A 23,271-nucleotide genomic window follows, 5' to 3' on the forward strand; every position below is an offset into this window, starting at 1 on the left:
AGTTCTTAAGCTTTTTTGGGAAAGCAAAATCTATATCCGCGTCTTCTTACTGTTTCGATAGTTGAGATATTTAAAGGTTTGTCCATTTTTTGGCGAATTTGGTTGATCGCAACTTCGATAACGTTTGGAGTAACTAGCTCAGGCTCTTCCCAGATAGCGTCAAGAAGTTGCTCTTTACTTACGATTTGATCAGAGTGACGAGCAAGATGTGTTAATACCTCAAAAGGTTTGCCTTTAAGCTCTATGTCGCGTCCTAGGTATGTTATCTTTTCTTCGTCAGGGTTAATGATAAGGTCGTCGATCTTAATGATATTTGTTCCGCCAAAGCGAAGTTTAGCTTCTATTCTAGCAACCAAAATATCAAAATCAAATGGCTTTCTTATGTAGTCATCAGCACCGGCACGAAGCGCTTTGATCTCGCTATCTTTGTCATCTTTTGCCGAAAGAACAACAACAGAAGTGCGAGGTGACTTGTGTTTGATAACATTTATTAAGTCTACGCCGTCTCCGTCTGGTAGCATCCAGTCTGTTAGCACTAGATCGTAATTTCTAATACCGATATAATACTCGGCATCTTTGAAATTTTCGGAGCTATCGGTTTGGTAACCAAACTCTTGTAGACCTTCCGCGATGGTCTTGTTTAGCGTTACCTCGTCTTCAACTATTAAAATTCTCATTTTAATTCCTTGTTTTAAAATTTAAGCGCGATTGTATCATAAATTAAGCAATTTTTCAAGATACTTTAATAAATTTTTAATAAATACTTTCTACTTTTGCGCCCACAAGGGCATTTTTTAAAATTTCTAGCTTTAAAATTTCTAAATTTAGACTTGTTAAATTGCTGAATTTTTGCTTTAAAGCAATTGAAATTTTTTCAACTGACTCTTCTACGCTTTGAAATTTATGCTCATTGTAAAAATTTTCAATGAAATTTATGATCTCAACATAGTCGATAAAACCATCGCTTGTAAAATTTGCATTTATGCGAATTTTTTGCGGCTTTACTCGCTCAAAATCAAGCATGCCGATTATGGTTTCAAACTCATAATCCTTAATCAAAGTCGTGATTTTTATTGTCATATCACTTTTTTCTCTTCGCCGCAAATGAGGCGTTTGATATTTGGTGCGTGTTTATAGACCACGATAAAGGCGATAATTAATATCGGAGCATGTGAGTTTATCTCTAAATTTGGGTGCAAAATAAAGCTTGAGATAACAAGTGCAACAAGTGCTAGAAGTGATGCTAGAGAGCTTATTTTAAGTATTTTTCCAACGATAAACCAAACCGCAAGTGCTATTAAAAGCTCAAAATGTAGAAAAAACCCAAGCACCCCGGCTCCCGTTGCCACGCCTTTGCCGCCTTCAAATTTTAAAAACGGTGAAAAACAGTGTCCTATAACTGATAAAACTGCCATCGCCCAAAGAGTTTGCTCGCTAAGTCCGATCATTTTTGCGATGATTAATGGCAAAAGTCCTTTTAAAACATCAAAAACCACGGTTAAGACGGCTATTTTTTTGGCTTTTTTTGGCTCTTTTTCTTTTAGTACGCGTAAAACATTTGTAGCGCCTATACTTTTACTGCCAGAGTGCGTGATATTTACGTTGCAAAAAAGTTTGCAAAAAACGAGCCCAAAAGGTATCCCGCCTAGTATGTATGCTAGTAAATATGCTATTAAATTTTCATTCATGTCTTAACCTTGTTTAAATTTAAAAACCGAGATGATAATTAAAATTTGCTGATAATTTTATAAATCATCTCCACAAAAGAACGATTTTCTCGTCATAAATGTCGCTTTTTTTAGGAGCAAGGGCGATGGTGTTTAGGGTGATATTTTTTATATCATAGCTATCTTTTAGTGCCTGGGCTTCGTTCGTGAAATTTTGGATCAACTCCTCGATCTTAGCATTTATCGCCTCAACACTCTCTTCGCCAAGTTTTACGTCGGTTCTGTTTTTTAAGACTTTGTTTGCACTTTTTACACTAGTGGCGATCTTACCGACACTGGTTTTTGTAACACCTCTTGAGCTTCCCAAAAATGCCCCAAGTAGGCTTGAGCCTATGTTAATTATCGCTTCAAGACCGCTCGCATTCATCTCTCGTTGCTCTTTTTCAAGCCTTGCGGTTGCCTTGCTTAAAGCATCTTCAAGCCTTGCTTGCTCTTTTTGAAATTTTTGTGTTAGATCAGCGGTTTTTTGCTCTAAAATTTCATTGCATTTATCGCTAAGTCTTACGTAAAACTCCTCTTTGCTTTCATCTGGGGTTGAATTTATCCCCATGGCTTCAAAGAGCTCTAGCTTGCGGTTTCTAAACACAAAGTCTTTAAAATCGCGTTCGAAATTTTTGAAATTTTTAGCGTTTTGGATGAAATTTGGCAGCTCCTTAAAGCTTGCATCGTCTTTTTTACTTGTTAAACTTATATCTAAATCTTCCGATGCCTCTAGCCAGTTTATGGAATTTTGCGTTTCATCGAGTTCATAAAGATAGCTCACGTCTTTTGTTGTTTCGATACCTTTTTTGGCGTCAAAGTAGCGAATTTTAGCCTTTGCAAATAGACAAGGAGAGAGAAATTTGTTTTCGTTTAGAGCAAAAATTTGCTCTATCTCGTTTGATAAGACGGGTTTTGTTCCGCCTGTTTTTGCTAAATTTTTACTTATCTTATGTTGTAAATTTGTCTTTTTCTCGTTCATTAAATTTGAAATTTGATCGCGTGATAAAGGACCTTTTAGGTAGCTTAGCGCCCATCTTGTCGAGATGATATTTAGTCCGTCTTCGTTTATGTTTTTAACTAAAAAGTGCCTTTTGGCTAAATTTGATATGGTGTTTCCTATCTCGTTTTTATCAAGCGACGAGCCTGAGATTCCTATTAGGCCGTCGATCACCCTCGCTTTGTCTTGAGCTGTTTGAAGTCGCCCTATAAACCAAGTGCCGATATTTGATAAACCTTTATAGTCAAGATCGACAGGGTTTTGAGTGCTTAAAACACAGCCTATACCAAAGGCGCGGGCTTGTTTTAAGAGTGTAAGCATAGGTGTTTTTGACGGAGGATTGGAATTTGGCGGGAAAAATCCGAAAATTTCATCCATATAAAGTATGGCTCTAAGTGAGCTTGTGCCATCTGTCGTGCGCATCCAGGCGATGACTTCGTTTAGTAGAAGCGTTACAAAAAACATTCGCTCTTCATCGCTTAAATGCGATATGGTAAAGATGTTGCATTTTGCTTTGCCGTTTGCATCAAAGAGCATTTTTGAAACATCAAGACGAACGCCCTCGCTCCAGCCTTTAAAGCTTGGGCTTGCCAAAAGTGCGTTTATCTTCATTGCTAGTTTCATGCGCTCGGCGCTTGGATAAAATGTTTCTATGTCAAAAACGCCGATTTTGCTAAATGAAGGAGAGGCGATAAAACCGATAAGGTCTTCTATCGTTACATCTTTATCCTCTTTAAATTTACTCTCAAATATCTTTGCGATGAGTAGTTGCTCTTTTGAGCTCATGTCGTCATCTTTGATGCCCACCAAAGATAATACCGAAGCCGTTAGCGAGTTTATATATGCACTAAAGCTCTCTTCGTCATCCATCTTTGGCGCATGAAAATCACTAAGTAAAGCTATGCCGACTCCGGCACTACTTTTTGGCGTGTATATCGTTATATCGGCACTTTCTTTGAGTGTTTTTACGCGTGAAATTTCTTGAAAACTGCTTTCTATGCCTTTACGCCAACTCTCAGCTTGAAGACTTGCTGATTCACTTATACTTATGCCCTTGTTTACGGCTTCATTTTCGTCGATATATGGGACAAAGTCATCGCTTGTTAAATTTTCAAATGTCAAAGCAAGGTTTGTCATATCGCCTTTTGGGTCGATTATGATCGAAGGAATATTATCTATACAAGCCTCTTCAAGAAGTGTTATACCAAGACCTGTTTTACCGCTTCCCGTCATACCGATAATGGCTGCATGAGTGGTTAAATCCTTGTTTTTATAAAAAAACGGCTCTTTATCTTTAAGACCTAGATAAAATAGCTTTAAATTTTCTTGTATGCTTTTCATGTTTTGCCTTATTTATATAGATCCATATGGGCTTTTAGCTCCTCTAGCGTCTCTTCTACACGTGCGGTTGTAAATTCGTGCACTATATCGCTACTTTGATCTTGTGGTATTTGTAAGCAATAGCGAATACAACCCTTATAAGCTAGCTCTGTTATCAGGATCAGCTTTATCGATACGTTGTAAATTTTGTTTTTTTTTGGCATTAAAAGCTCAAAATTTGCCTCCAAACTATCACCTTGCCTAAAATCGCCGATATTTGAGCTAAGGACACTAAGACCGCCGTCTGAAATATCATATAAATTTCCGTCAAGCTGTGAAATTTGGTTTTTGAGTGTGACTTTTGTAAAGCGATTTGGATGGACGCGCTGATGTTTTCTTAGGTTTGCATTCATCTTTGATATGCGGGTAAAATTTGCCAGTGTTACCGTTTTATTTATAGTGCTAAAATCAACGATGTCAGCTTTTATGTGTTGTGGGAAAAATTCATTTGGCAATATAAATCCGCTTCCTTCTTGTTTCATGGCCAGAATTTGCATGACATCCACGCCAAAAACAACGCTATCTTCGTGAACTTTTAAAATTTCGGCCTCGTTTTTGATATTAACACCGTCATATAAATTTAGAAATTCCGGTTTTTTGTTTGCATTTTTCATGCGAAAAAGTGTGTCTATGGTATTTTCAAAAAAGAAAGAACTTGTGTTTAAATTTGGAACATCATATGTTAGCTCTTTTGTTGTGCTTAGCTTGCTAAGGGTTTGTTTTATTCGCTCGATGGCGTTTACAAAAAAGCCTACGTAGTTTTGGACATTTGGTAGTTTATTGAAATTTAAAACAAGACCTAACATAGCGAAATTTATGTAGTTTTCTCGTATTTTTTCATCTTTGATTATCTCGCTAAGTTCGTCATAAAGCTTGTTTGCATCCGGGCGTAGAAGCAAAAGCGAGTCAAAGATATCCTCAAATATCGCCTGCTCTCTCTCTCGTGATATAAAGATATTTTCGTGTTTGCAAAATTCTATACTAGTATGTATGAAGTGGTTTTTGAGTGTTAAAATGCTCTCTTCACAAGCAATCACAAGCTCTTGCCTTCCTTTAAACTCCATGTGATTCTCCGTGGTTAAATTTAATGATGGATTATATCATATCGGGGTTTGTTTTTTGCAAAATTAAAAATTTATAATTTTAGTTGAAGAAAGTGTTAAAGAGGTCAAGTGACCTCTTTGTTTAAATTTTATAGTTTGTCGGCATTTGAGCCAAGGTAGTTAGCAACGCCTTCTGTGCTAGGCTTCATACCTGCGTCGCCTTTGTTCCAACCTGCTGGACAAACTTCGCCGTGCTCGTTAGTAAATAGCATTGTATCAACCATTCTTACCATCTCATCGATGTTTCTACCAAGTGGAAGATCGTTAACTACCGCGTGGCGAACTGTACCGTCTTTGTCTATCAAGAATGAACCGCGTAGAGCAACGCCAGCTTCTTCTATCAATACGTCAAAACCGCGTGAAATAGCGTGGTTTGTATCAGCAACGATAGGGAAGCGAACTTGACCTATGCCGCCTTTGTTTACCGGAGTTTCTTTCCATGCAAAGTGTGAGAATTGGTTGTCTGTTGAAACTGCGATAACTTCGATACCGCGAGCTTTGAACTCATCATATCTTTTATCAAATGCGATTATTTCGCTTGGGCAAACAAACGTAAAGTCCATTGGATAGAAAAATACTACCGCGCCTTTTTCGCCGATATTTTTATATAGGTTGAAATCATTTACAATTTGATTATTTCCTAAAACTGCCGCAGCTGTAAAATCAGGTGCTTTTTTTGTAACTATCATTTTTTCTCCTAATAATAAATTTTATTAATAGCGAAATTATATCGTTCAAAGATTAATAATCATTAAATGGTAAAAAATAAATTTATATGTCTATTTACTTAATAAACAATTAAAGAAAATACTTAAATTCTGTTTTTGAAATTTGTTATAAATGTTATTAAGTACAATTAAATTTCAAAAAATTTTAAACATAAGGAGGTGGTGCAATGAGGTATCTAAGAAGTCTTGCGGGCAAAATTTCCGTTGCTTTAGCTGTTTTGTTGATGATTTCTATGATGGTTTTTAATTTACGAGTAAGATCGTCTTTGGAGAGTGAGATAAAAAAGGATGTCGAAAGGACTATAGAGCAAAGCGTAGCGATGGCGATGCACGCCATTATGGTTTTTAAAGAGGATAATGAAAAAAATGCAAAAATTTCATTTAATGTTTTAAAAGACAGCCTTGGAAAGATAAGTATAGATAGCCAAAATATCTCGTTTATGGATGGTAAAGCAGTGCCGACTCTTTATGCAAGCGACACTAAAATAAATCTAAATTTTGCAATGATGGATAGATACACAAATGCCACCGGCGCAGTAGCTACAGTGTTTGCAAAGGTTGGAGATGATTTTTTGAGAATTTCTACCTCGGTTAAAAAAGAGGACGGAAGTAGGGCGCTTGGGACATTTTTGACAAAACAAAACCCGGCTTATGAGCCTATAATGCAAAAACAAGGATATATAGGAACGGCCATGCTTTTTGGTAGAAATTACACGACGATCTATGAGCCAATCCTTGATGACAGTAAAAATTTGATAGGTATTTTATTTATCGGATATGATTTTACGGAGGGACTTAGCTCGTTAAAGAGCGCGATCTCCCAGATGAAGCTCGGTAAAAACGGGTATTTTTCTATATTAAATTTAAAAACTCAAAAATTTGATATAGACCCAACTCGTGAAGGCAAAAGCATAAGAGAAAATTCGTCATTTGATTTAGATACGGTTTTAAAAGATAAAAGCGGACTTGTGCATATAAAAGATAAGGGTGTAGAAAAGATAATGGCGTTTGAGAGATTTGAGCCGTTTGAGTGGGTTCTTGTAGGAAGTGCGGTTACAAGCGATTATCTAACTCCGCAAAAAGAGGTGCAAAAGGATATTTATATAGCAAGTGCTGCTATGATAGTTCTAATGATACTTATGAGCTCGCTTCTAATAAGACAAATTATATCACACCCTATCAATCAAATGGCACAAAATATGCAAAATTTAGCCTCAAAAGATGGTGATCTAACAAGAAAAATGCCAATAAAAGGCGATGATGAGATCGCCAACGTAAGCAAAGAGGTAAATAAATTTATAGAAAAAATCAGACTTATGGTAATTGAGATAAAAGGACTCTCAAGCGAGAATTTATCTACCTCACAAGAGCTTTCAAGTAGCGCGATAAGCACGGGAAGCCGTGTAGAAAACGGTGCACTCTTACTAAACAGCACAACCAAAGATGCGATGTTAATACAGCAAAATTTAAAAGAGTCTGTAAAAGATGGTGAAAACGGCAAGACCGAGCTTTTTAAATCAAATTCATATATAAGTGAAGCAAACAACTCTATCCTACGACTAAACGAGGAAGTGCAAAAGAGTGTCGAGGTGGAGACCGAATTTGCCAATAAACTTTCAAGACTTGTTACGGATACCGAAAATATCAAGCAAGTGCTAACGGTTATCGAAGAGATAGCCGAGCAGACAAATTTGCTTGCCTTAAACGCTGCTATAGAAGCCGCACGTGCCGGTGAACATGGACGCGGTTTTGCCGTAGTTGCCGATGAGGTTAGGAAGCTTGCCGAAAAGACGCAAAAGTCATTAAATGAGATAAATGTAACACTAAAAATCATAGTGCAATCAACCACTCAATCAAGCGAAGCAATGAACGAAAATGCGAAAAATATTCAAAATATAGCAAATTTATCCGCAAATGTAGAGGAGAAGATAACTCAAATGGCAAATTCTATGCAATACGCCATAGGGGTTACCGATAATTTTATATGTAATTACGCTGAGGTCGCTAAGCAGATAAATTTAATGATAGAAAATATCACAAAAACAAATGCCCTTTCAGGCGAAAACGCAAGAGCCGTAGAGGAAATAGGTGCCGCGGCAAAACATTTGCAAGATATGGGCGCAATGCTTGACGGCAAGGTTTCACAGTTTAAGGTTTAAATCGATATTTACGGTGTTTAGTTCCTGAGTAAAATTTCAGGGACTAAGCTTTTGATTAAAATATATGAAAGCTATCTAAAGGTTAAATTTGTGTAACGCTTTTTAAGCGTTAAGATCGCAGTAGTTTTTGCCACCGAATTTTAGTATTGCAGAACCCCATGTGAACCCGCCACCAAATGCGTCAAGCAGTAACATAGAGCCGTTTTTGATACGACCGTCTTCATATGCGTCGTTTATCGCCATCGGAATAGAAGCCGAGCTTGTATTGCCGTATTTTGCGACAGTTAAAACGCACTGTTCATCTGTAAAATTTAGGCGTTGTTTTACCGCTTCGATTATGCGGATATTTGCTTGATGAGGTATAAAAAAGTCTATTTGATCGCTAGTTAGGTTGTTTTTTTCTAGTATGTCAAGAACGCTTTTTGTAAGAGTTTGAACAGCTATTTTAAAAACTTCATTACCTGCCATATGTATGAAATTTAGTTTTTTATCAAGAGTTTCTTTGCTTGCAGGAAAAGCGCTTCCACATCCTGGGGTGATTAAAAGCTCTCCTTGAGTTCCGTCGCTTGCTGTGTGAACATTTAAAATTTCATTTTCATCGCTTGCGCTAACAACAGCCGCACCGGCTCCGTCTCCAAAAAGTATGCAAGTGCTTCTATCTGTATAATCAACCACGGAGCTTAACTTCTCTGCGCCGATGATTAAGACATTTTTTTTAGCACCGCTTTCTACAAGGGACTTTGCTATCTCAAGTAGATATATAAAACCCGTGCAAGCGGCACTTATGTCAAAAGCGGTTATTCCGTGAGGAAGAGACAAATTTGCTGCTATCTTACATGCTGTTGAAGGCATACAAAGATGATCGGGGCTTATGGTGGCGCAAATTATAGCGTCGATCTGTTCTTTTTTAAGCCCAGAACGCTTAATGGCTAACTCGCCTGCCTTTGTGCCAATATCGCTTGTGATCTCATCTTTTGCTATACGCCTTTCTTTAATGCCCGTGCGCTTTACTATCCATTCGTCACTTGTTTCAACCATTTTTTCTAAAACAAAATTTGATAGAACGTGACTTGGAGTATAGGCTGCGATTGATATTAAAGAGGCTTTTGGCATTTGTTACCTTACGAAATTTGAGAGTTCTTCTTCTATTGTTTTATTAATGTCTGAATTTGCAAAATTTATAGCTTGGAAAACAGCGTTTTTGATAGCTTTCGCGTTGCTTTTTCCATGACTAATTATAACACAGCCGTTTACGCCTATAAGTGGCGCACCGCCGTATTCATCATAGCTAACTTGTTTTTTAAGCTTTTTAAAGACTTTTTTCATTAGCACAGAGCCTGCAATCGCCAAAGGTGATTTAGTGATCTGTTTTTTTATGATTTTTCCGATCGCATCCGCGACACCTTCGCTGGTTTTTAACAAAATATTTCCTATAAAACCATCACAAACCACCACATCGACGCTTCCGTCAAAAACTTGGTTACCCTCGACATTGCCGACAAAGCTGTCAAGTCTTGAAATAAGGCTAAAAGCTTCTTTGCTTACCTCATTTCCTTTACTTGCTTCTTCGCCATTAGACAAAAGTCCTACGCGTGGAGTTTTTCTGTTTAAAATTTGCTTTGAGTAAACTTCCCCCATAACGGCAAATTGAAAAAGGTGTTCGCTTTTACAATCAACATTTGCTCCGACATCAAGCACTAAAGTAGTAGTGTCTTTTGAATTTGGCATGAGAGTTGCTATTGCCGGTCTTGCGACATTTTTAAGTCTGCCGACACGCAAAGTAGCTAAACTCATAGTTGCACCACTGTGGCCGGCTGATACAACAGCGTCTACTTCTTTGTTTCTAAGCAGTTCTATCGACTTGTATATCGTGCTATCTTTACGTTTTAAGGCATCAGTCGCACCGTCTGACATAGAAACGACTTCGTTTGCTTCGACAAATGTTATGTTTTTTAATAAATGAGTTGGGATAAGAGGTTTTATGGCATTGCTATCTCCTACAAGCACGGCAGAGAAATTTGTGTCTTTTAAAGCCTCGACTACACCTGCAACTATAGGTTCGGGGCCGAAATCCCCGCCCATGGCATCAATAGCAATGCGTATCATATTTTAGTATTCACCTGTTGTTTTGTTTATACGGTGTGGCATTTTCCATGAACCGTCTTTATCTTTAACAGGTATTGGAAGTGTCACTTTGTAGTGTGTTCTGCGTTTTGCTGCACGTGTGTGGCTAACTCTTCGCTTTGGTACTGCCATTTTATTCTCCTTTATAAATTTTTACAATCTTTACAATAAAAATAGTCGCTCTTAAATGCTTCTATTTCGCTTTTTAAAATTTCTTCTAAATAAATCTGATGATCAAAAAACTCTATCGCATCGCTTAATTCGTTTTCGGGGTCGGTGTATACTCCATCGCTAACGATAAGACCTACGTTTTCATTTATATCTAACGAGATGTCAGCTCCGCATCTATCGCAGTTATGCGCTGTGCTTCCACTGATATTTCCTAAACATTTTACGTTTTTGTGATCTATTCTTTTTAAATGTCCTTTGAAATTTAGCTCTTCACTTTTGATTTCAAAGTCTATATTTTGATTTGCAACTTTTGCAAATGCTATCTTCAAATTTATACCTCTTGCTTAGCAAATTTCTCTTGCAGCAAAGAAGAAATTTATCTCATTTACAGCGTTCTCAAGGCTATCGCTTCCGTGAACGGCATTTGCATCTATGCTATCTGCAAAGTCTGCTCTGATGGTTCCGGCTGCTGCTTCTTTAGGGTTTGTAGCACCCATTAGTTCGCGGTTTTTAGCTACTGCATTTTCACCTTCAAGAACCATAACAACAACAGGTCCGCTAACCATAAAATCAACTAAATCGTTAAAGAATGGTCTTTCACTGTGAACTGCGTAAAATGCTTTTGCATCGCATTTGCTTAGTCTGATTTTTTTCATTGCCGCGATTCTTAGTCCGTTGCTTTCAAATCTATCGACGATCTTGCCTATAACATTTTTTTTGACTGCGTCTGGTTTGATTATAGAAAGTGTTCTTTGCATTTAAATTTCCTTAAAGTGTTTCGTAATAAAGTCGGCAATTATATCAAAAAAATTCTAAAAAACAAAATAGACCCATAGAATGGGCCTAAATTTATGCTATAACCGGGCTATGACCATCTCTAAGATCTGCGCCGATCTCACTACGAGATGGTTGACCAGCATAAGGAGCATCCCAAACTATGCAGCCGTCTGTTGGACAGGCTGAAGCACAGGCTGGTTCATCATTGTGTCCTACACATTCAACGCATTTATCGGCGTATACGTAGTATGTATCCTCTCCTGTTGGGTTATCTGAGTCATCTACGATCGCATTTACTGGGCATTCGTCTATGCATGAGCCACAACTTATGCAAATATCTGTAATTTTTACTGCCATTTTCTTCTCCTTTTGGGTTGATTTTTCAGCGTTAGAGTATCAAAAAAAACTGAAATTGATATAAAGTTTATTTTTGACAAATCAAGAATTTAGGTGCGAGTTACATTATACTACAAAGTTAGATATTTTAATAAATAAAGGTAAAAGTCCGAAAATGTCGGTTCGGACTTTTAAGGTGTGTTAAATTTATATACTAAGACCAAATACTGCTTTTGCTATAAATAATGTAGTAAAGGTGATTAAGGCTACACCTATTAAATTTAGCCAAATTCCCGTTCTTATCATCGAGCTAAGTTTGACATAGCCAGAGCCGTATGCGATGGCGTTTGGAGGAGTGGCTACAGGCATCATAAATGCGCAAGTAGCAGCAAGTGCGACAGGTATAGTAAATATCATGACATTTGTGCCAGTATATCCAAGCCCTATACTAACTCCTGCGATAACAGGTAAAAATGCAGCTGCTGTTGCCGTGTTTGATGTGATCTCGGTTAAGAAAATCACGAGTGCGGTTACGATCAAGGTAATAAGAGCTATCGGCATAACGCCAAGAGCAGAGACTTGATGCCCTATCCAAAGCGAAAGACCGGTGTTGCTAAATTGAGCCGATAGTGATAAGCCTCCGCCAAAAAGTATAAGTATATCCCAAGGAAGCCTCTTGGCACTATCCCAGTCGATCAGCCTCTCTCCGCTTTTATTTGCAGGTATGATAAAAAGTAGTATGGCTGTGCTCATGGCAATGATCGCATCAATGCTTGCTAGCTTGACCCCAAAGCCTTTTAGCACAAAACCAAGTCCTATCCAACTAGTTGCTGCTAATAAAAATACAACCCCTACTAAAATTTCAGGTCTGCTTATCTTACCAAGCTTTTTAAGCTCATTTTTTATAACAGCCTTGCCGTTCGGTATCTCGCTAATTTCGGGTTTAAATAAAACACAGGTTAAAACAAACCAGCACACAAAAAGCATGATAATGCTTAGCGGAACACCTACTAACATCCACTCAAAAAAGCCTATTTCTATATTAAATTCATTCTTCATATATGCTACAAGTAGGGTGTTTGGAGGAGTGCCTATGATAGTTCCCATAGAGCCTATAGATGCCGAGTAGGCTATACCTAGCATAAGAGATATCCCGAAATTTGAGCTATAAGCTGTTGTTTTGTCTTTTATCTCTTTTACTATATCTCTACCTTTATGAAAGGCTGTATTGACAACGCCTCCTTGTGTGCCTTTGATAGAAAATTCATCGATATTTCTCATATCATCTTCTATAGAGACGGTATCGTTTTTGTTAGTTAGGGTGTTTACAAGATGAAGGACGCTAAGGCCAACAGGGAGCATCATTATGGCGGTGGCTGTGTTGCTTACCCACATGGATAAAAAGCCGGTTGCTATCATAAATCCGCCGACTAGTTTTCTAGGGCTTGTTCCAACTAACGATACTATGCCAAGGGCTATTCTGGTATGCAAATTCCACTTTTGCATAGCAAGCGCTAAAACAAAACCACCCATAAAAAGATAGATAGTATCAGAAGCATAAGGAGCAGCCACGGCTCTAAAACTATCTACGCCAAATATTGGAAAAAGCACCATAGGAAGCAAAGCCGTAGCAGGAAGTGCGATGGCTTCAGTCATCCACCAAACCGCCATTAATGTAGCGATAGCTGCAACTGCAGGCATGGCATCTACTTTTAAGACTTTGCCGTTTGCTGCCGCCGTTGCTATCTCTCCGGCATTACTGGGCATGATGTTATAAACGATAAATGCAAAAACAATACCGCAAATAAGCCCTATGAGCTCGACTCTGTTGGTTCGTCTATCGATAGGAATATTTGGATTTGACATGATAAAACCTTGTTGTAATTTTTATTTTATATTATCAAATAAATAGCTTACATTGTATATTTAGATTTAAATTTTTAAAATATTTTTAATAAAATGACAACAAACGTAACATGAAAATATTAATAGAGATGATGTATAATGGTAAATTCAAAAAAATTAGGCGGTAAATATGCAAAACCACAATATCATAAAAATAACAGGCGCAAGAGAACATAATCTAAAAAATATAAATCTTGAAATTCCAAAAAATTCACTTACTGTTTTTACTGGACTTTCCGGCTCCGGTAAATCAACTTTAGCATTTGACACGCTTTATGCTGAGGGTCAAAGACGATATATCGAAAGTCTTTCAAGCTATGCTAGGCAGTTTTTAGATCGAGTAGGAAAACCAGATGTAGATAAGATAGAAGGTCTTACTCCGGCTATCGCGATAGATCAAAAAACAACATCTAAAAACCCACGCTCAACAGTAGGAACGATAACTGAAATTTATGACTATCTAAGGCTTTTATATGCAAGAATAGGCACTCAGCACTGCCATAAATGCGGTAAACCGATATCAAAGATGAGTGCGCAAGATATTATCAATGAAATTTCAAAGCTTCCAAATGGTGCAAAAGTTGTGCTTTATGCTCCGCTTGTGCGAGAAAAAAAGGGAACATGGGCCGATCTTATCGAAAATTTAAGACAAAAGGGTTTTGTTAGAGCGCAGATCGATGGAGTAACGGTAAGACTTGATGAGGAAATAGAGCTTTCAAAGACCAAAAAACACACGATAAAAGTCGTCATCGACCGCCTTGTCGTAAGTGATGAAAACTCCACTCGTTTGGCGCAAGACGTGGAAAAGGCGCTAAATGAGAGTTATGGCGAAGTTGAGGTTGAAATTTTAAATTCCGATGAGCTTGGCATAAATGATAAATTTGTGCATTATAGCGAGCATTTGGCTTGTTTTGATTGTAAAATTTCATTTACTCCGCTTGAGCCTTTGAGCTTTAGTTTCAACTCTCCAAAGGGTGCATGCGAGAGTTGCGACGGTCTTGGCATAAGATACAGTCTTGATATGAGTAAGGTTATAAGCGAGGATAAGAGCATAGAAGGCGGTGCTATAAAGCTGCTTTACGGCTATAACATGAGTTATTATTATAAATTTTTACTGGCTTTTTGTGAACAAAACGACATCAATGTCAAAAAGCCGTTTTATGAGCTAAGCGAGGATGAGCGTAGACTTGTCTTGTATGGTAATGCAAATGAGGTTGAGTTTTTGTGGAAAAGACATAAGCTTAGTCGTAAATTTGAAGGAGCTGTTGCCATAAGCTATAACCTTCTTAAAGACTATAAAGACTTTGATGAATACATGAGCGAAAAGCGCTGCTCTGATTGTGGTGGTCATAGACTAAGACCTCAAAGTTTAGCTGTAAGGGTAGCAGGATGTGGGCTTGGTGAAATTTTAGATATGAGTATAGAAAATTGTGTAGCATTTTTTACAAACGAGGATAAATTTAAATATCTTGGCGAACAAGAAAAAGTCATAGCTGCCCCCATCTTAAAAGAGATAAGCGAAAGGCTATTTTTCTTAAATGATGTTGGACTTGGCTATCTAAGTCTTGGCCGTGACGCTAGAACCATAAGCGGCGGCGAGGCACAAAGAATTCGTATCGCAAGTCAGATAGGAAGCGGTTTAAGCGGAGTCATGTATGTGCTTGATGAGCCTAGTATCGGTTTGCACGAAAGAGATACGATAAAACTTATAAAAACTCTTAGAAATTTACAGCTAAAAGGCAACTCGGTAATCGTAGTCGAACACGATAAAAAGACCATCGAGCAAGCTGACTTTGTGGTTGATATCGGTCCTGGAGCTGGTAAATTTGGCGGGGAGGTGATATTTGCGGGAAGCGTTGATAAATTACTAAGCTCAAACACAACTACCGCCCAGTATCTAAACGGTGATAAGAGTATAGACTATCAGCAAAACAGAAAGCAAGAAAAATGGCTTGAAATTTCAAATGTAAATATCAACAACATCTCAAATTTAAGCGTAAAATTTCCGCTTAAAAATTTAGTTGGCATAACAGGTGTTAGCGGTTCTGGTAAAAGTTCATTGATACTTCAAACTCTACTTCCTGAGGCTCAAGAACAGCTAAACCGTGCTAAAAAAGTTAAAAAAGTAGCCGGTGTAAATTTAAGCGGACTTGAAAATTTAGATAAGGTCATATATCTTGATCAAAGCCCGATAGGGCGCACCCCGCGTTCAAATCCGGCAACATATACCGGAGTTATGGACGAGATAAGAAATTTATTTGCCCAAACGAAAGAGGCGAAATTAAGAGGATATAAGATCGGGCGATTTAGCTTTAACGTAAAAGGTGGAAGATGTGAAAAGTGCCAAGGCGACGGCGAGATAAAGATAGAGATGCATTTTTTGCCTGATGTAATGGTTGTTTGCGACGCGTGTAACGGCACAAGGTATAACGCGCAAACGCTTGAAATTTTATACAAAGGTAAGTCTATATCAGATGTTTTAAACATGAGTATAGACGAGGCGTTGGAATTTTTTAAAGCCGTCCCTAAAATTTATGCCAAACTTAAGACAATAGCCGATGTTGGACTTGGATATATCACGCTTGGTCAAAATGCTACAACTCTAAGCGGTGGTGAAGCTCAGCGTGTGAAATTAGCAAAAGAGTTAAGTAGAAGCGATACAGGAAATACCCTGTATATACTTGATGAGCCGACGACGGGGTTACACTTTGCCGATGTTGATAGGCTGACTAGGGTGCTTCATCATTTGGTTGAGCTTGGAAATTCTGTTTTTGTAATAGAGCATAATTTAGATGTTATAAAAAATTGCGACTACCTTGTAGACATGGGTCCGGAAGGTGGTGCAAAAGGCGGTAAAGTCATAGCCGCGGGAAGTGTAAAAGATGTCGCTAAAAATTACAAAAAAACGCTTTCATACACAGGCATGTTCTTGTCTGAAGAGCTTAAAAATATGAAATCACATAAGGAGAAAAAGTAAAATTTATTTTAAAATTTTTGCTTTATTTTATGGCTTGTGTTGAGGCGATAAATATGCAAAATTTATATAAATACGGTTTTACTAAACAAGTGTTTCAAAAGGTCAAATTTAATATAAATAAAATCGTATTTTGACTTTTTGCTCTTTGAAATTTTAAAAAATATAGTATGATTTAGATTACAAATTTAACTTAGGGGCATTGATGCAGCAGAAACATTTCGAAGTAGTTATAGTTGGCGCAGGTATCAGCGGGACGGCACTGTTTTATGAGTTAGCGGCTTTTACGGACATAAAACGAGTGGCCCTTTTGGAAAAATATGAAGGAGTAGCTACTCTAAACTCAAACGGCAGATGTAACTCGCAGACGATTCATTGTGGTGACATCGAGACGAACTACACACTAGAAAAAGCAAAACGGGTCAATAAAGTAGCAAAAATGCCGATAAAATACGGTCTAAAATACGGCTATGAGGGCAAATTTATGTTTTCTCATCAAAAGATGGTTTTGGCCGTTGGCGACGAAGAGGTGCAAAAACTTACGGCAAGATACGGTGAATTTAAAGAAGTGTTTCCTTATCTTGAGCTCTATTCTAAAGAGGACTTAAAGCAGATAGAGCCAAATGTTGTATTTGACATAAATGCCAATCCCCGCTCCGAAAATATAGTGGCTATGGGCACAAAAGAAGGTCAATACACAACGGTTGACTTTGGTGCGATGTCTGACTCTCTCGTAAAAAACGCTCAAAAAATAGGCGGAGACGGTTATGAGCTAAGTCTAAATTGCAATGTCCTTGATATAAAAAAAGTTGGTGATACGTTTTATCTAAAAACAAGCGACAGCCAGTCGATTAGTGCTGATTATGTTGTGGTTGATGCGGGTGCTCACTCGCTTTATCTTGCTCATAAAATGGGCTATGGAATGCACCTTAGCACGCTGCCGGTGGCGGGAAGTTTTTACTTTGCAAAGAAAAATTTTCTAAAAGGCAAGGTTTATATGATGCAAAATGATAAGTTGCCTTTTGCTGCGCTTCACGGAGACCCGGACATCCTTGCAAACGGCAATACCCGCTTTGGACCTACTGCTCTTGTCATGCCAAAGCTTGAGAGATATCATGGAAATTCAAGCTTTTTTGAATTTTTAAGTGCTTTGAAATTTGACAGAAATGTGCTTGAAGTTTTTGTAAATTTAATGAAAGATGAAGACATTCGCTCTTATGTTTTAAGAAATTTCTTGTTTGAGATCCCTTTTATAAATAAAAAAGAATTTGTTAAAGATGCTCGTAAAATCGTGCCTAGCTTAAGAGAGGATGATCTTTTTTATGCTAAAAATTTTGGAGGTGTAAGACCTCAAGTTGTGGATAGGCTTAATAAAAAGCTTGATCTTGGCGAGGGCAGGATAAGCACAAATGACGGCATAAGCTTTAACATGACGCCAAGTCCGGGAGCTACAAGTTGTTTTGAGACGGCTCGTGTTGATTTAGAACAGATCTGTAAATTTTTAAATAAAAATTTTGATAAAGAGAAATTTAAAGAGGAATTTTTAGACTAATTGCTTTTTAAAATTTTAACACACAAAACGGCTAATCCACTAAATTTTTAGTGGATAGCTTTAAATTTATCCTGATCATAAAAGTCTAAATGAGATCGGAATGTTTATGTAATAATCCGCGCCAAGCATCGGAAAGTCCTTACTCGCACGCTTTACGTTGTTTATAGCTCCCTCGTCAAGACTTGCATATCCTGAACTTTTGGCTATCTTTATCTCGTCTACCGAACCGTTTTTTCGTATGAGAAATTTTACTTCTGCGACACCTTGTTGGCGCATTTTCTTTGCATTTTTGGGATATCGCTGGTTTTTTACTATCGCATCAACTATCTTTTTAAACTCTTCGCTGCCTGCAGAGTTTGATAAATTTAGCTCAGCTATTTTTGCAATCGGAGCTGCTGCTTGAACGGCATTAGTCGTCGGTAAATTGTTTGGATTAGCCACGTTAGCGGGAGGTGTATTTTGTGTTAGGGTAGGTTGCAAAGGGGCGATCTCTTTTGGTTTTTCTATCTTTTTCTCAACCTTTTTTCTTTCCATCTTTTTTGGTTGAGGTTTTATCTCTTTTATCGGTTGGATAGGCTTTGGCTTTTCTGCCTCTTTTGGCGGTAACACAGGAGCAGGAGGAGTGGGTTCTGGTATCATAACTTCGGGTGCTATCTGTGGAGCGCTTGAAATTTCAACTGTTGATGTCGGGACGTTAAACGAGTGTAAGTTTATCTTTATGGATTTGTTTTCGGCAGGTTTTATCTGCTCAAAAGGGTGATGGAATAAAAATACGACAAAAAATGCGTGAACCAAAGCGGATACAGTAAATCCGCTAAAATTTGAGAATTTATTTAGTGATAGTTGTGATTGCAAAGTTTTCATGTTGTTTTTCTTTTAAAATATCAATAACCTTGACGAAAGTGTCAAATTTAGACTCTTTGTCACTTCTAAGTTCGATGAGCATTTTAGGGTCGACATTGCTAAGCTTGTCTTTAAGCTCTTCGTCATAAACCTCTGTTTCATCGATAAAAATCTTATTATCTTTATCAATAACTATACTCACTTTTTTATCGTCTTTCTCTTGTTTTGCACTATTTGAACTAGGCAGATCTATAGGGATATTTCCCTGTGCTATAAATGTCGAGATACTAAGCACAATGGCAAGCAAAACAAGCATAATATCGATAAAAGGAACGATATTTAGCCCGTCTTTTCTATCTAAGCGCATTGTATGCCTTATAGCGGTTTAGTATGACATCGACCTTTCTTACAAAGCCGTTGTAGATCATGAGCGTAGGTATCGCTACTAGCAGGCCAAATGCCGTTGCCTTAAGTGCCAAAGAAAGACCTATCATAATACTTTTTGTATCGATCCCTCCTGCCATACCCATGTCGTAAAATGTTATCATGATACCGCCAACCGTGCCTAAAAGCCCGATATAAGGAGCGTTTGAATACACAATATAAAGTGTTGTTAAATTTTTAGTAAGTGCTTCTTCGAGCGTTTCTATGGCTTTAAATTGCGTTATATCGACTTTTGCGTAATAAATCATGCGCTCAATGCTATACCAAATAACAAAAAAGCTCATAAAGCCTAAAATCCCTATAATAATGTAGTCGAGGTTGCCTTTTAATAATTCCATAAATTTCTCTTCTGCCTTCAAATTTTTTCGCGAGTATTATATCTATTTTGATAATTAATGTCAAATAATTATCAAAATTATATGTAAAATGAAAATTGTCGGATTAAATTTTTAAATCAAAAATATTTCTTAGTTTTAAATCTAAAATTTGATATGATTTACAAAATTTTTAAAGGTTTAAAATGGCTAGAAATTACATTTGTGTATTTGACTGCGAGACGATACCTGATGTTTCGCTTTTAAGGCGCATTTATGGATATAGGGGAGATGACATGAGTGTGTGTCAGCAGGCATTTAGTGCGCAAAAAGCCGCAAGCGGAAGTGAGTTTTTGCCTGTGATGTTTCATAAAACGGTGGCTATATCTGCGGTTATGACTGATGAATATGGTAAATTTTTGCGCGTAAATACTATGGAAGGAGCAAATGAGAGAGAAATTTTGGCCAAATTTATCAAATTTATAAACGAGTATAATCCACGCATAGTTAGCTTTAACGGAAGGGGGTTTGATCTTCCTATGATCATGGTAAGGGCGATGAAATATAACTTAAGTGCGCCTGCGTATTTTGAGAGCGAAAACCGTGAGCTAAATAAAAATAAATGGGAAAACTACAGAAGTAGATACGACGGTAAATTTCATCTTGATTTGCTTGATCATATTAGTGATTTTGGTTCAGTTAGAGGTCTAAAGCTAGACACACTTTGTGCTTCGTTAAATTTACCTGGCAAATACGATGTGCACGGCGATCAAGTCACCGAACTCTTTTTTAGCGGCGAGATAGCGAAGATAAACGAATACTGTGAATCAGACGTACTAAACACATACTGGCTGTTTTTAAAATACGAGCTTTTGCGTGGAAATTTAACGTCAGAAGACTATGCTAGCTACCTAAATGTGATGAGTGAATTTTTACTAAAAGAGCGTCCTAAAATGAGTTATACGGATGTTTTCTGTGATGCGGTAGAGAGCGAAATTTTAAGACTTGAGGGCAAGAGCGAGTATGAAGAGGAATTTCAAGAGCACTTTGAAGATGAAAATTTTGAAGACGAAGACCTTGAGCGGATCGAACCTAAAGAGCTTGATGAACATCTGGCAAAAGTCGGACTTGATGGGATCTTGCAAAAAGGTGCGGTAAATTTAAAAAACAAAAAACATGAAAATTTAGAATCAAACGAGCAATTACCTGAGATAAATTTAGATGATGAGTAAAGGAAAAAATATGAAAATTTTAGTAACTGGAACGGCTGGATTTATCGGCTATCACCTAGCAAATGCGCTGATAAAACGTGGTGATGAGGTCGTTGGATATGACAATATAAACGACTACTACGACATAAATTTAAAATTAGCACGTTTTAAAAATGCCGGTTTTGACGTGAGTGAGATAGAGGAAAGAAAGCTAATTACTTCAAAAACAAATGCAAATTTAAAATTTGTAAAAGCAGATCTAGCCGATAAAGAGGTGCTTGAAAATTTATTTAAAGAGTATAAATTTGACTGCGTGGTAAATCTAGCCGCACAAGCTGGAGTTCGCTACTCGCTTATCAATCCACAAGCTTATATAGATAGCAATATCACGGGCTTTTTAAACATTTTAGAGTGCTGTCGCCACAACAAAACAGCAAACTTGGTTTACGCAAGCTCAAGCTCGGTTTACGGGCTAAATGAGAATATGCCGTTTTCTACTCACGAAGCGGTAAATCACCCGATAAGCCTTTACGCGGCAACAAAAAAGAGCAACGAGATGATGGCGCATACTTACAGCCACCTCTTTGGTGTGCCGACCACTGGTCTACGCTTTTTCACCGTTTATGGTCCTTGGGGACGCCCTGATATGGCTCTGTTTTTATTTACCGAAGCTGCACTTAAGGGCAAGAGCATAGATGTCTTTAATCACGGCAAGATGAAGCGCGACTTTACCTACGTGGACGATATCGTAAAAGGTATCATAAAATGCGTGGACAACCCAGCTCGTCCTAATCCAAAATGGAACGCGAAAAATCCTGATCCAGCGACTTCAAGTGCGCCGTTTAAGGTCTATAATATAGGCAACAACAGCCCAGTTGAACTCATGGACTACATAAAGGCGGTTGAGATAAGGATAGGGCGCGAGATAGAGAAAAATTTCATGCCACTTCAGGCTGGCGACGTGCCTGCGACATTTGCTGACGTGAGTGATCTTGTAGAGGATTTTAACTACAAGCCAAACACAAGCGTGAACGACGGTGTGGCGAGATTTGTCGAGTGGTATAGCGAGTTTTACGGAGTTCAAATTTAGCACATGAAAATGCTCTTTGCTTTATTTTTGGTGTTTGTAGCGAGTTGTTTTGCTAAAGAGCCAATGCTTCTTAAAGTCTATAAGGGCGATGAAAATTTAAGCACATGGATGATGAGTGAGAAGCTTGACGGTGTGCGTGGAATTTGGAATGGCAATACCTTAAAAAGCAGGGCAAATTTAGCCATATCCACACCCAAATCCTGGCTGTCGTGCTTCCCAAATTTTAGCCTTGACGGTGAAATTTACAGTCGCTCTCTTGACTTTGAACGCATAACTTCTATCGTAAACAGTAGCCAAGACAAGGGCTGGAGCGAGTTAGAGTATCATGTCTTTGATCTACCAAATGAAGATGGCAGTCTTATACAAAGACTTGAAATTTTAAGGAATTACCTAGATAAAAATCCTTGCCCGCAAATAAAAATCATAGAGCAACTACCAGCCATCTCGCACGAAAATGTAGTAAAATTTCTTGATAAGGTAACCTTAAATGGCGGCGAGGGTGTTGTCGTGCGCGATCCAAACGCTAGCTATCAAAGTGGCAGAAGCGATAAAATTTTAAAACTCAAGAAATTTTTAGACGATGAGTGCGAGATTATAAAGATAAATGCGGGTAGGGGTAAATTTCAAGGATTTATGGGAAGCCTTACTTGTAGAAATTTAAAAGATGCTGCGACTTTTAAGATAGGCTCGGGCTTTAGTGATAAAATGCGTAAAAATCCACCTGCAATAGGCACGATAATAACTTATAAATATCAAAATTTAACCAAAAACGGGCTGCCGAGATTTCCTGTGTTTTTAAGGATTAGAGAGGTGCATTAAGCAGAGCGCTCTTCGTGATCATGTTATTTGTATTGTACCTAGGTACAATAGACGCAAGCTACTTGTTTTGTTATAATCTAGTCAAAATAAAAGTAAAACACTAAGGAAAATACCATGGCAGCGCAAGTTGGAGTAGTAAAGCAGATTATCGGTAGCGTCGTAGCAGTTGATGAAAATGGCAAAGAAAGAGCACTAAATGTTGGCGATGCGATCTTTTTAGGTGAGACGGTAAAGACGCAAGGTGGCGACTCTAGAGCTGTTTTATCCATGGATAATGGCGAAAATATAGAGATATTAGAAAATGATACGGTGGCTATAGATCAAAGCACTGCAAGCAGTGAGAGTTTTGGCGCCGATGCGATAGCCGAGCTTTCGGACTTGCAAAAGGCGATCTTGGCAGGCGAAAGTCTAGATGACTTAGAGGAAACCGCCGCAGGTGTTGTAGGCGGCAACAACAGTGGCACAGCTCAGCTTAACGAGTCGTATTTTATCGAGGGCGGTCATGAAAGCAATATCTACGCTGATAGTGATAGAAGTTTAGATGAGGTCTTAAGCGGACTTAGCTTAAACAACCCTATTGGATCGATCGGTACGATGTCAGACGCAAGCGACAATACTGACAACTCAAGTATAAT

22 protein-coding genes and 2 pseudogenes are annotated in these 23,271 nt (G+C 38.0%); 8 read left to right on the forward strand and 16 right to left on the reverse strand.

Annotation, left to right across the window (positions count from 1 at the left end; translation table 11 throughout):
- Positions 1–5: 5 nt before the first annotated feature.
- From hsrA to CCAL5182_RS07020, 6 genes are all read right to left on the reverse strand, one after another.
- Positions 6–677, reverse strand: a complete 672-nt coding sequence (gene hsrA, locus CCAL5182_RS06995) for a homeostatic response regulator transcription factor HsrA (RefSeq protein WP_336610607.1) — start codon at positions 675–677, stop codon at positions 6–8.
- Between the two features lie 76 nt (positions 678–753).
- A complete protein-coding gene (locus CCAL5182_RS07000; RefSeq protein ID WP_336610608.1) occupies positions 754–1,080 on the reverse strand; it encodes a dihydroneopterin aldolase in 327 nt (108 codons plus the stop codon).
- Positions 1,077–1,688 (reverse strand): glycerol-3-phosphate 1-O-acyltransferase PlsY, encoded by a 612-nt coding sequence (gene plsY, locus CCAL5182_RS07005; protein ID WP_336610609.1) that lies wholly within the window; start codon positions 1,686–1,688, stop codon positions 1,077–1,079. The genes CCAL5182_RS07000 and plsY overlap by 4 nt, the downstream gene beginning before the upstream one ends.
- 64 nt (positions 1,689–1,752) lie before the next feature.
- Positions 1,753–4,047, reverse strand: a complete 2,295-nt coding sequence (locus tag CCAL5182_RS07010) for an ATP-binding protein (RefSeq protein WP_336610610.1) — start codon at positions 4,045–4,047, stop codon at positions 1,753–1,755.
- A gap of 8 nt (positions 4,048–4,055) precedes the next feature.
- Entirely contained in the window at positions 4,056–5,150 is a 1,095-nt protein-coding gene (locus CCAL5182_RS07015) for a PilZ domain-containing protein (RefSeq protein WP_336610611.1), read from the reverse strand.
- A gap of 128 nt (positions 5,151–5,278) precedes the next feature.
- Complete coding sequence (locus tag CCAL5182_RS07020) at positions 5,279–5,878, reverse strand: peroxiredoxin (protein WP_169936635.1); 600 nt, start codon at positions 5,876–5,878, stop codon at positions 5,279–5,281.
- Between the two features lie 275 nt (positions 5,879–6,153).
- Between CCAL5182_RS07020 and CCAL5182_RS09060 the strand changes: the two are divergent.
- Positions 6,154–7,218 (forward strand): annotated as a pseudogene (locus CCAL5182_RS09060) (Cache 3/Cache 2 fusion domain-containing protein); the annotation flags it as partial.
- 339 nt (positions 7,219–7,557) lie between these two features.
- Positions 7,558–8,076: pseudogene (locus tag CCAL5182_RS09065) on the forward strand (methyl-accepting chemotaxis protein); the annotation flags it as partial.
- A 102-nt stretch (positions 8,077–8,178) separates the two neighbouring features.
- On the opposite strand, the gene CCAL5182_RS07030 reads toward CCAL5182_RS09065, so the two are convergent.
- The 7 genes from CCAL5182_RS07030 to CCAL5182_RS07060 form a co-directional block, all read right to left on the reverse strand.
- Positions 8,179–9,189, reverse strand: a complete 1,011-nt coding sequence (locus CCAL5182_RS07030) for a beta-ketoacyl-ACP synthase III (protein ID WP_336610612.1) — start codon at positions 9,187–9,189, stop codon at positions 8,179–8,181.
- 3 nt (positions 9,190–9,192) lie between these two features.
- On the reverse strand, positions 9,193–10,182 hold the full coding sequence (gene plsX, locus CCAL5182_RS07035; protein ID WP_336610613.1) for a phosphate acyltransferase PlsX: 990 nt from the start codon (positions 10,180–10,182) through the stop codon (positions 9,193–9,195).
- Positions 10,183–10,185: 3 nt separating this feature from the next.
- Positions 10,186–10,332: a 50S ribosomal protein L32 gene (gene rpmF / locus CCAL5182_RS07040; RefSeq protein WP_069633196.1), complete on the reverse strand. Its 147-nt coding sequence runs from the start codon at positions 10,330–10,332 to the stop codon at positions 10,186–10,188.
- A gap of 11 nt (positions 10,333–10,343) precedes the next feature.
- Positions 10,344–10,700: a hypothetical protein gene (locus CCAL5182_RS07045; RefSeq protein WP_336610614.1), complete on the reverse strand. Its 357-nt coding sequence runs from the start codon at positions 10,698–10,700 to the stop codon at positions 10,344–10,346.
- A 15-nt stretch (positions 10,701–10,715) separates the two neighbouring features.
- Entirely contained in the window at positions 10,716–11,129 is a 414-nt protein-coding gene (gene ndk, locus CCAL5182_RS07050) for a nucleoside-diphosphate kinase (RefSeq protein WP_169936625.1), read from the reverse strand.
- 91 nt (positions 11,130–11,220) lie between these two features.
- Positions 11,221–11,505, reverse strand: a complete 285-nt coding sequence (locus CCAL5182_RS07055; protein WP_169936623.1) for a DUF362 domain-containing protein — start codon at positions 11,503–11,505, stop codon at positions 11,221–11,223.
- A gap of 186 nt (positions 11,506–11,691) precedes the next feature.
- On the reverse strand, positions 11,692–13,350 hold the full coding sequence (locus tag CCAL5182_RS07060) for a DASS family sodium-coupled anion symporter (protein WP_336610615.1): 1,659 nt from the start codon (positions 13,348–13,350) through the stop codon (positions 11,692–11,694).
- Positions 13,351–13,519: 169 nt separating this feature from the next.
- Here CCAL5182_RS07060 and uvrA point away from each other — a divergent pair, with 169 nt between their 5' ends.
- On the forward strand, positions 13,520–16,366 hold the full coding sequence (gene uvrA, locus CCAL5182_RS07065; protein WP_169936619.1) for an excinuclease ABC subunit UvrA: 2,847 nt from the start codon (positions 13,520–13,522) through the stop codon (positions 16,364–16,366).
- Positions 16,367–16,568: 202 nt separating this feature from the next.
- Entirely contained in the window at positions 16,569–17,915 is a 1,347-nt protein-coding gene (locus CCAL5182_RS07070) for an FAD-dependent oxidoreductase (protein ID WP_169971949.1), read from the forward strand.
- A gap of 75 nt (positions 17,916–17,990) precedes the next feature.
- Here the strand turns inward: CCAL5182_RS07070 and CCAL5182_RS07075 are convergent, their stop codons facing one another.
- Genes CCAL5182_RS07075 through exbB form a run of 3 tightly spaced genes read right to left on the reverse strand, consistent with a single transcriptional unit; the run spans position 17,991 to position 19,540 of the window.
- Positions 17,991–18,779, reverse strand: a complete 789-nt coding sequence (locus CCAL5182_RS07075; protein WP_336610616.1) for an energy transducer TonB — start codon at positions 18,777–18,779, stop codon at positions 17,991–17,993.
- Complete coding sequence (gene exbD / locus CCAL5182_RS07080; protein WP_336610617.1) at positions 18,745–19,125, reverse strand: TonB system transport protein ExbD; 381 nt, start codon at positions 19,123–19,125, stop codon at positions 18,745–18,747. The genes CCAL5182_RS07075 and exbD overlap by 35 nt, the downstream gene beginning before the upstream one ends.
- Complete coding sequence (gene exbB / locus CCAL5182_RS07085) at positions 19,112–19,540, reverse strand: TonB-system energizer ExbB (RefSeq protein WP_336610618.1); 429 nt, start codon at positions 19,538–19,540, stop codon at positions 19,112–19,114. Before exbB ends, exbD begins: the two co-directional genes overlap by 14 nt.
- Positions 19,541–19,722: 182 nt before the next feature.
- Between exbB and CCAL5182_RS07090 the strand changes: the two genes are divergently transcribed.
- From CCAL5182_RS07090 to CCAL5182_RS07105, 4 genes are all read left to right on the forward strand, one after another.
- Entirely contained in the window at positions 19,723–20,748 is a 1,026-nt protein-coding gene (locus CCAL5182_RS07090; RefSeq protein ID WP_336610619.1) for a 3'-5' exonuclease, read from the forward strand.
- Between the two features lie 10 nt (positions 20,749–20,758).
- Positions 20,759–21,817 carry an NAD-dependent epimerase gene (locus CCAL5182_RS07095; protein ID WP_336610620.1) on the forward strand — a complete coding sequence of 353 codons (1,059 nt, stop codon included), beginning with the start codon at positions 20,759–20,761 and terminating at the stop codon, positions 21,815–21,817.
- A 3-nt stretch (positions 21,818–21,820) separates the two neighbouring features.
- Positions 21,821–22,636, forward strand: a complete 816-nt coding sequence (locus CCAL5182_RS07100; protein ID WP_336610621.1) for a DNA ligase — start codon at positions 21,821–21,823, stop codon at positions 22,634–22,636.
- A 114-nt stretch (positions 22,637–22,750) separates the two neighbouring features.
- A partial coding sequence (locus CCAL5182_RS07105) for a retention module-containing protein (RefSeq protein ID WP_336610622.1) occupies positions 22,751–23,271 on the forward strand: 521 nt, incomplete at its 3' end.

Origin of the sequence: Campylobacter sp. 7477a (assembly GCF_014892335.1) — a bacterium.
GTDB lineage: Bacteria > Campylobacterota > Campylobacteria > Campylobacterales > Campylobacteraceae > Campylobacter_A > Campylobacter_A californiensis.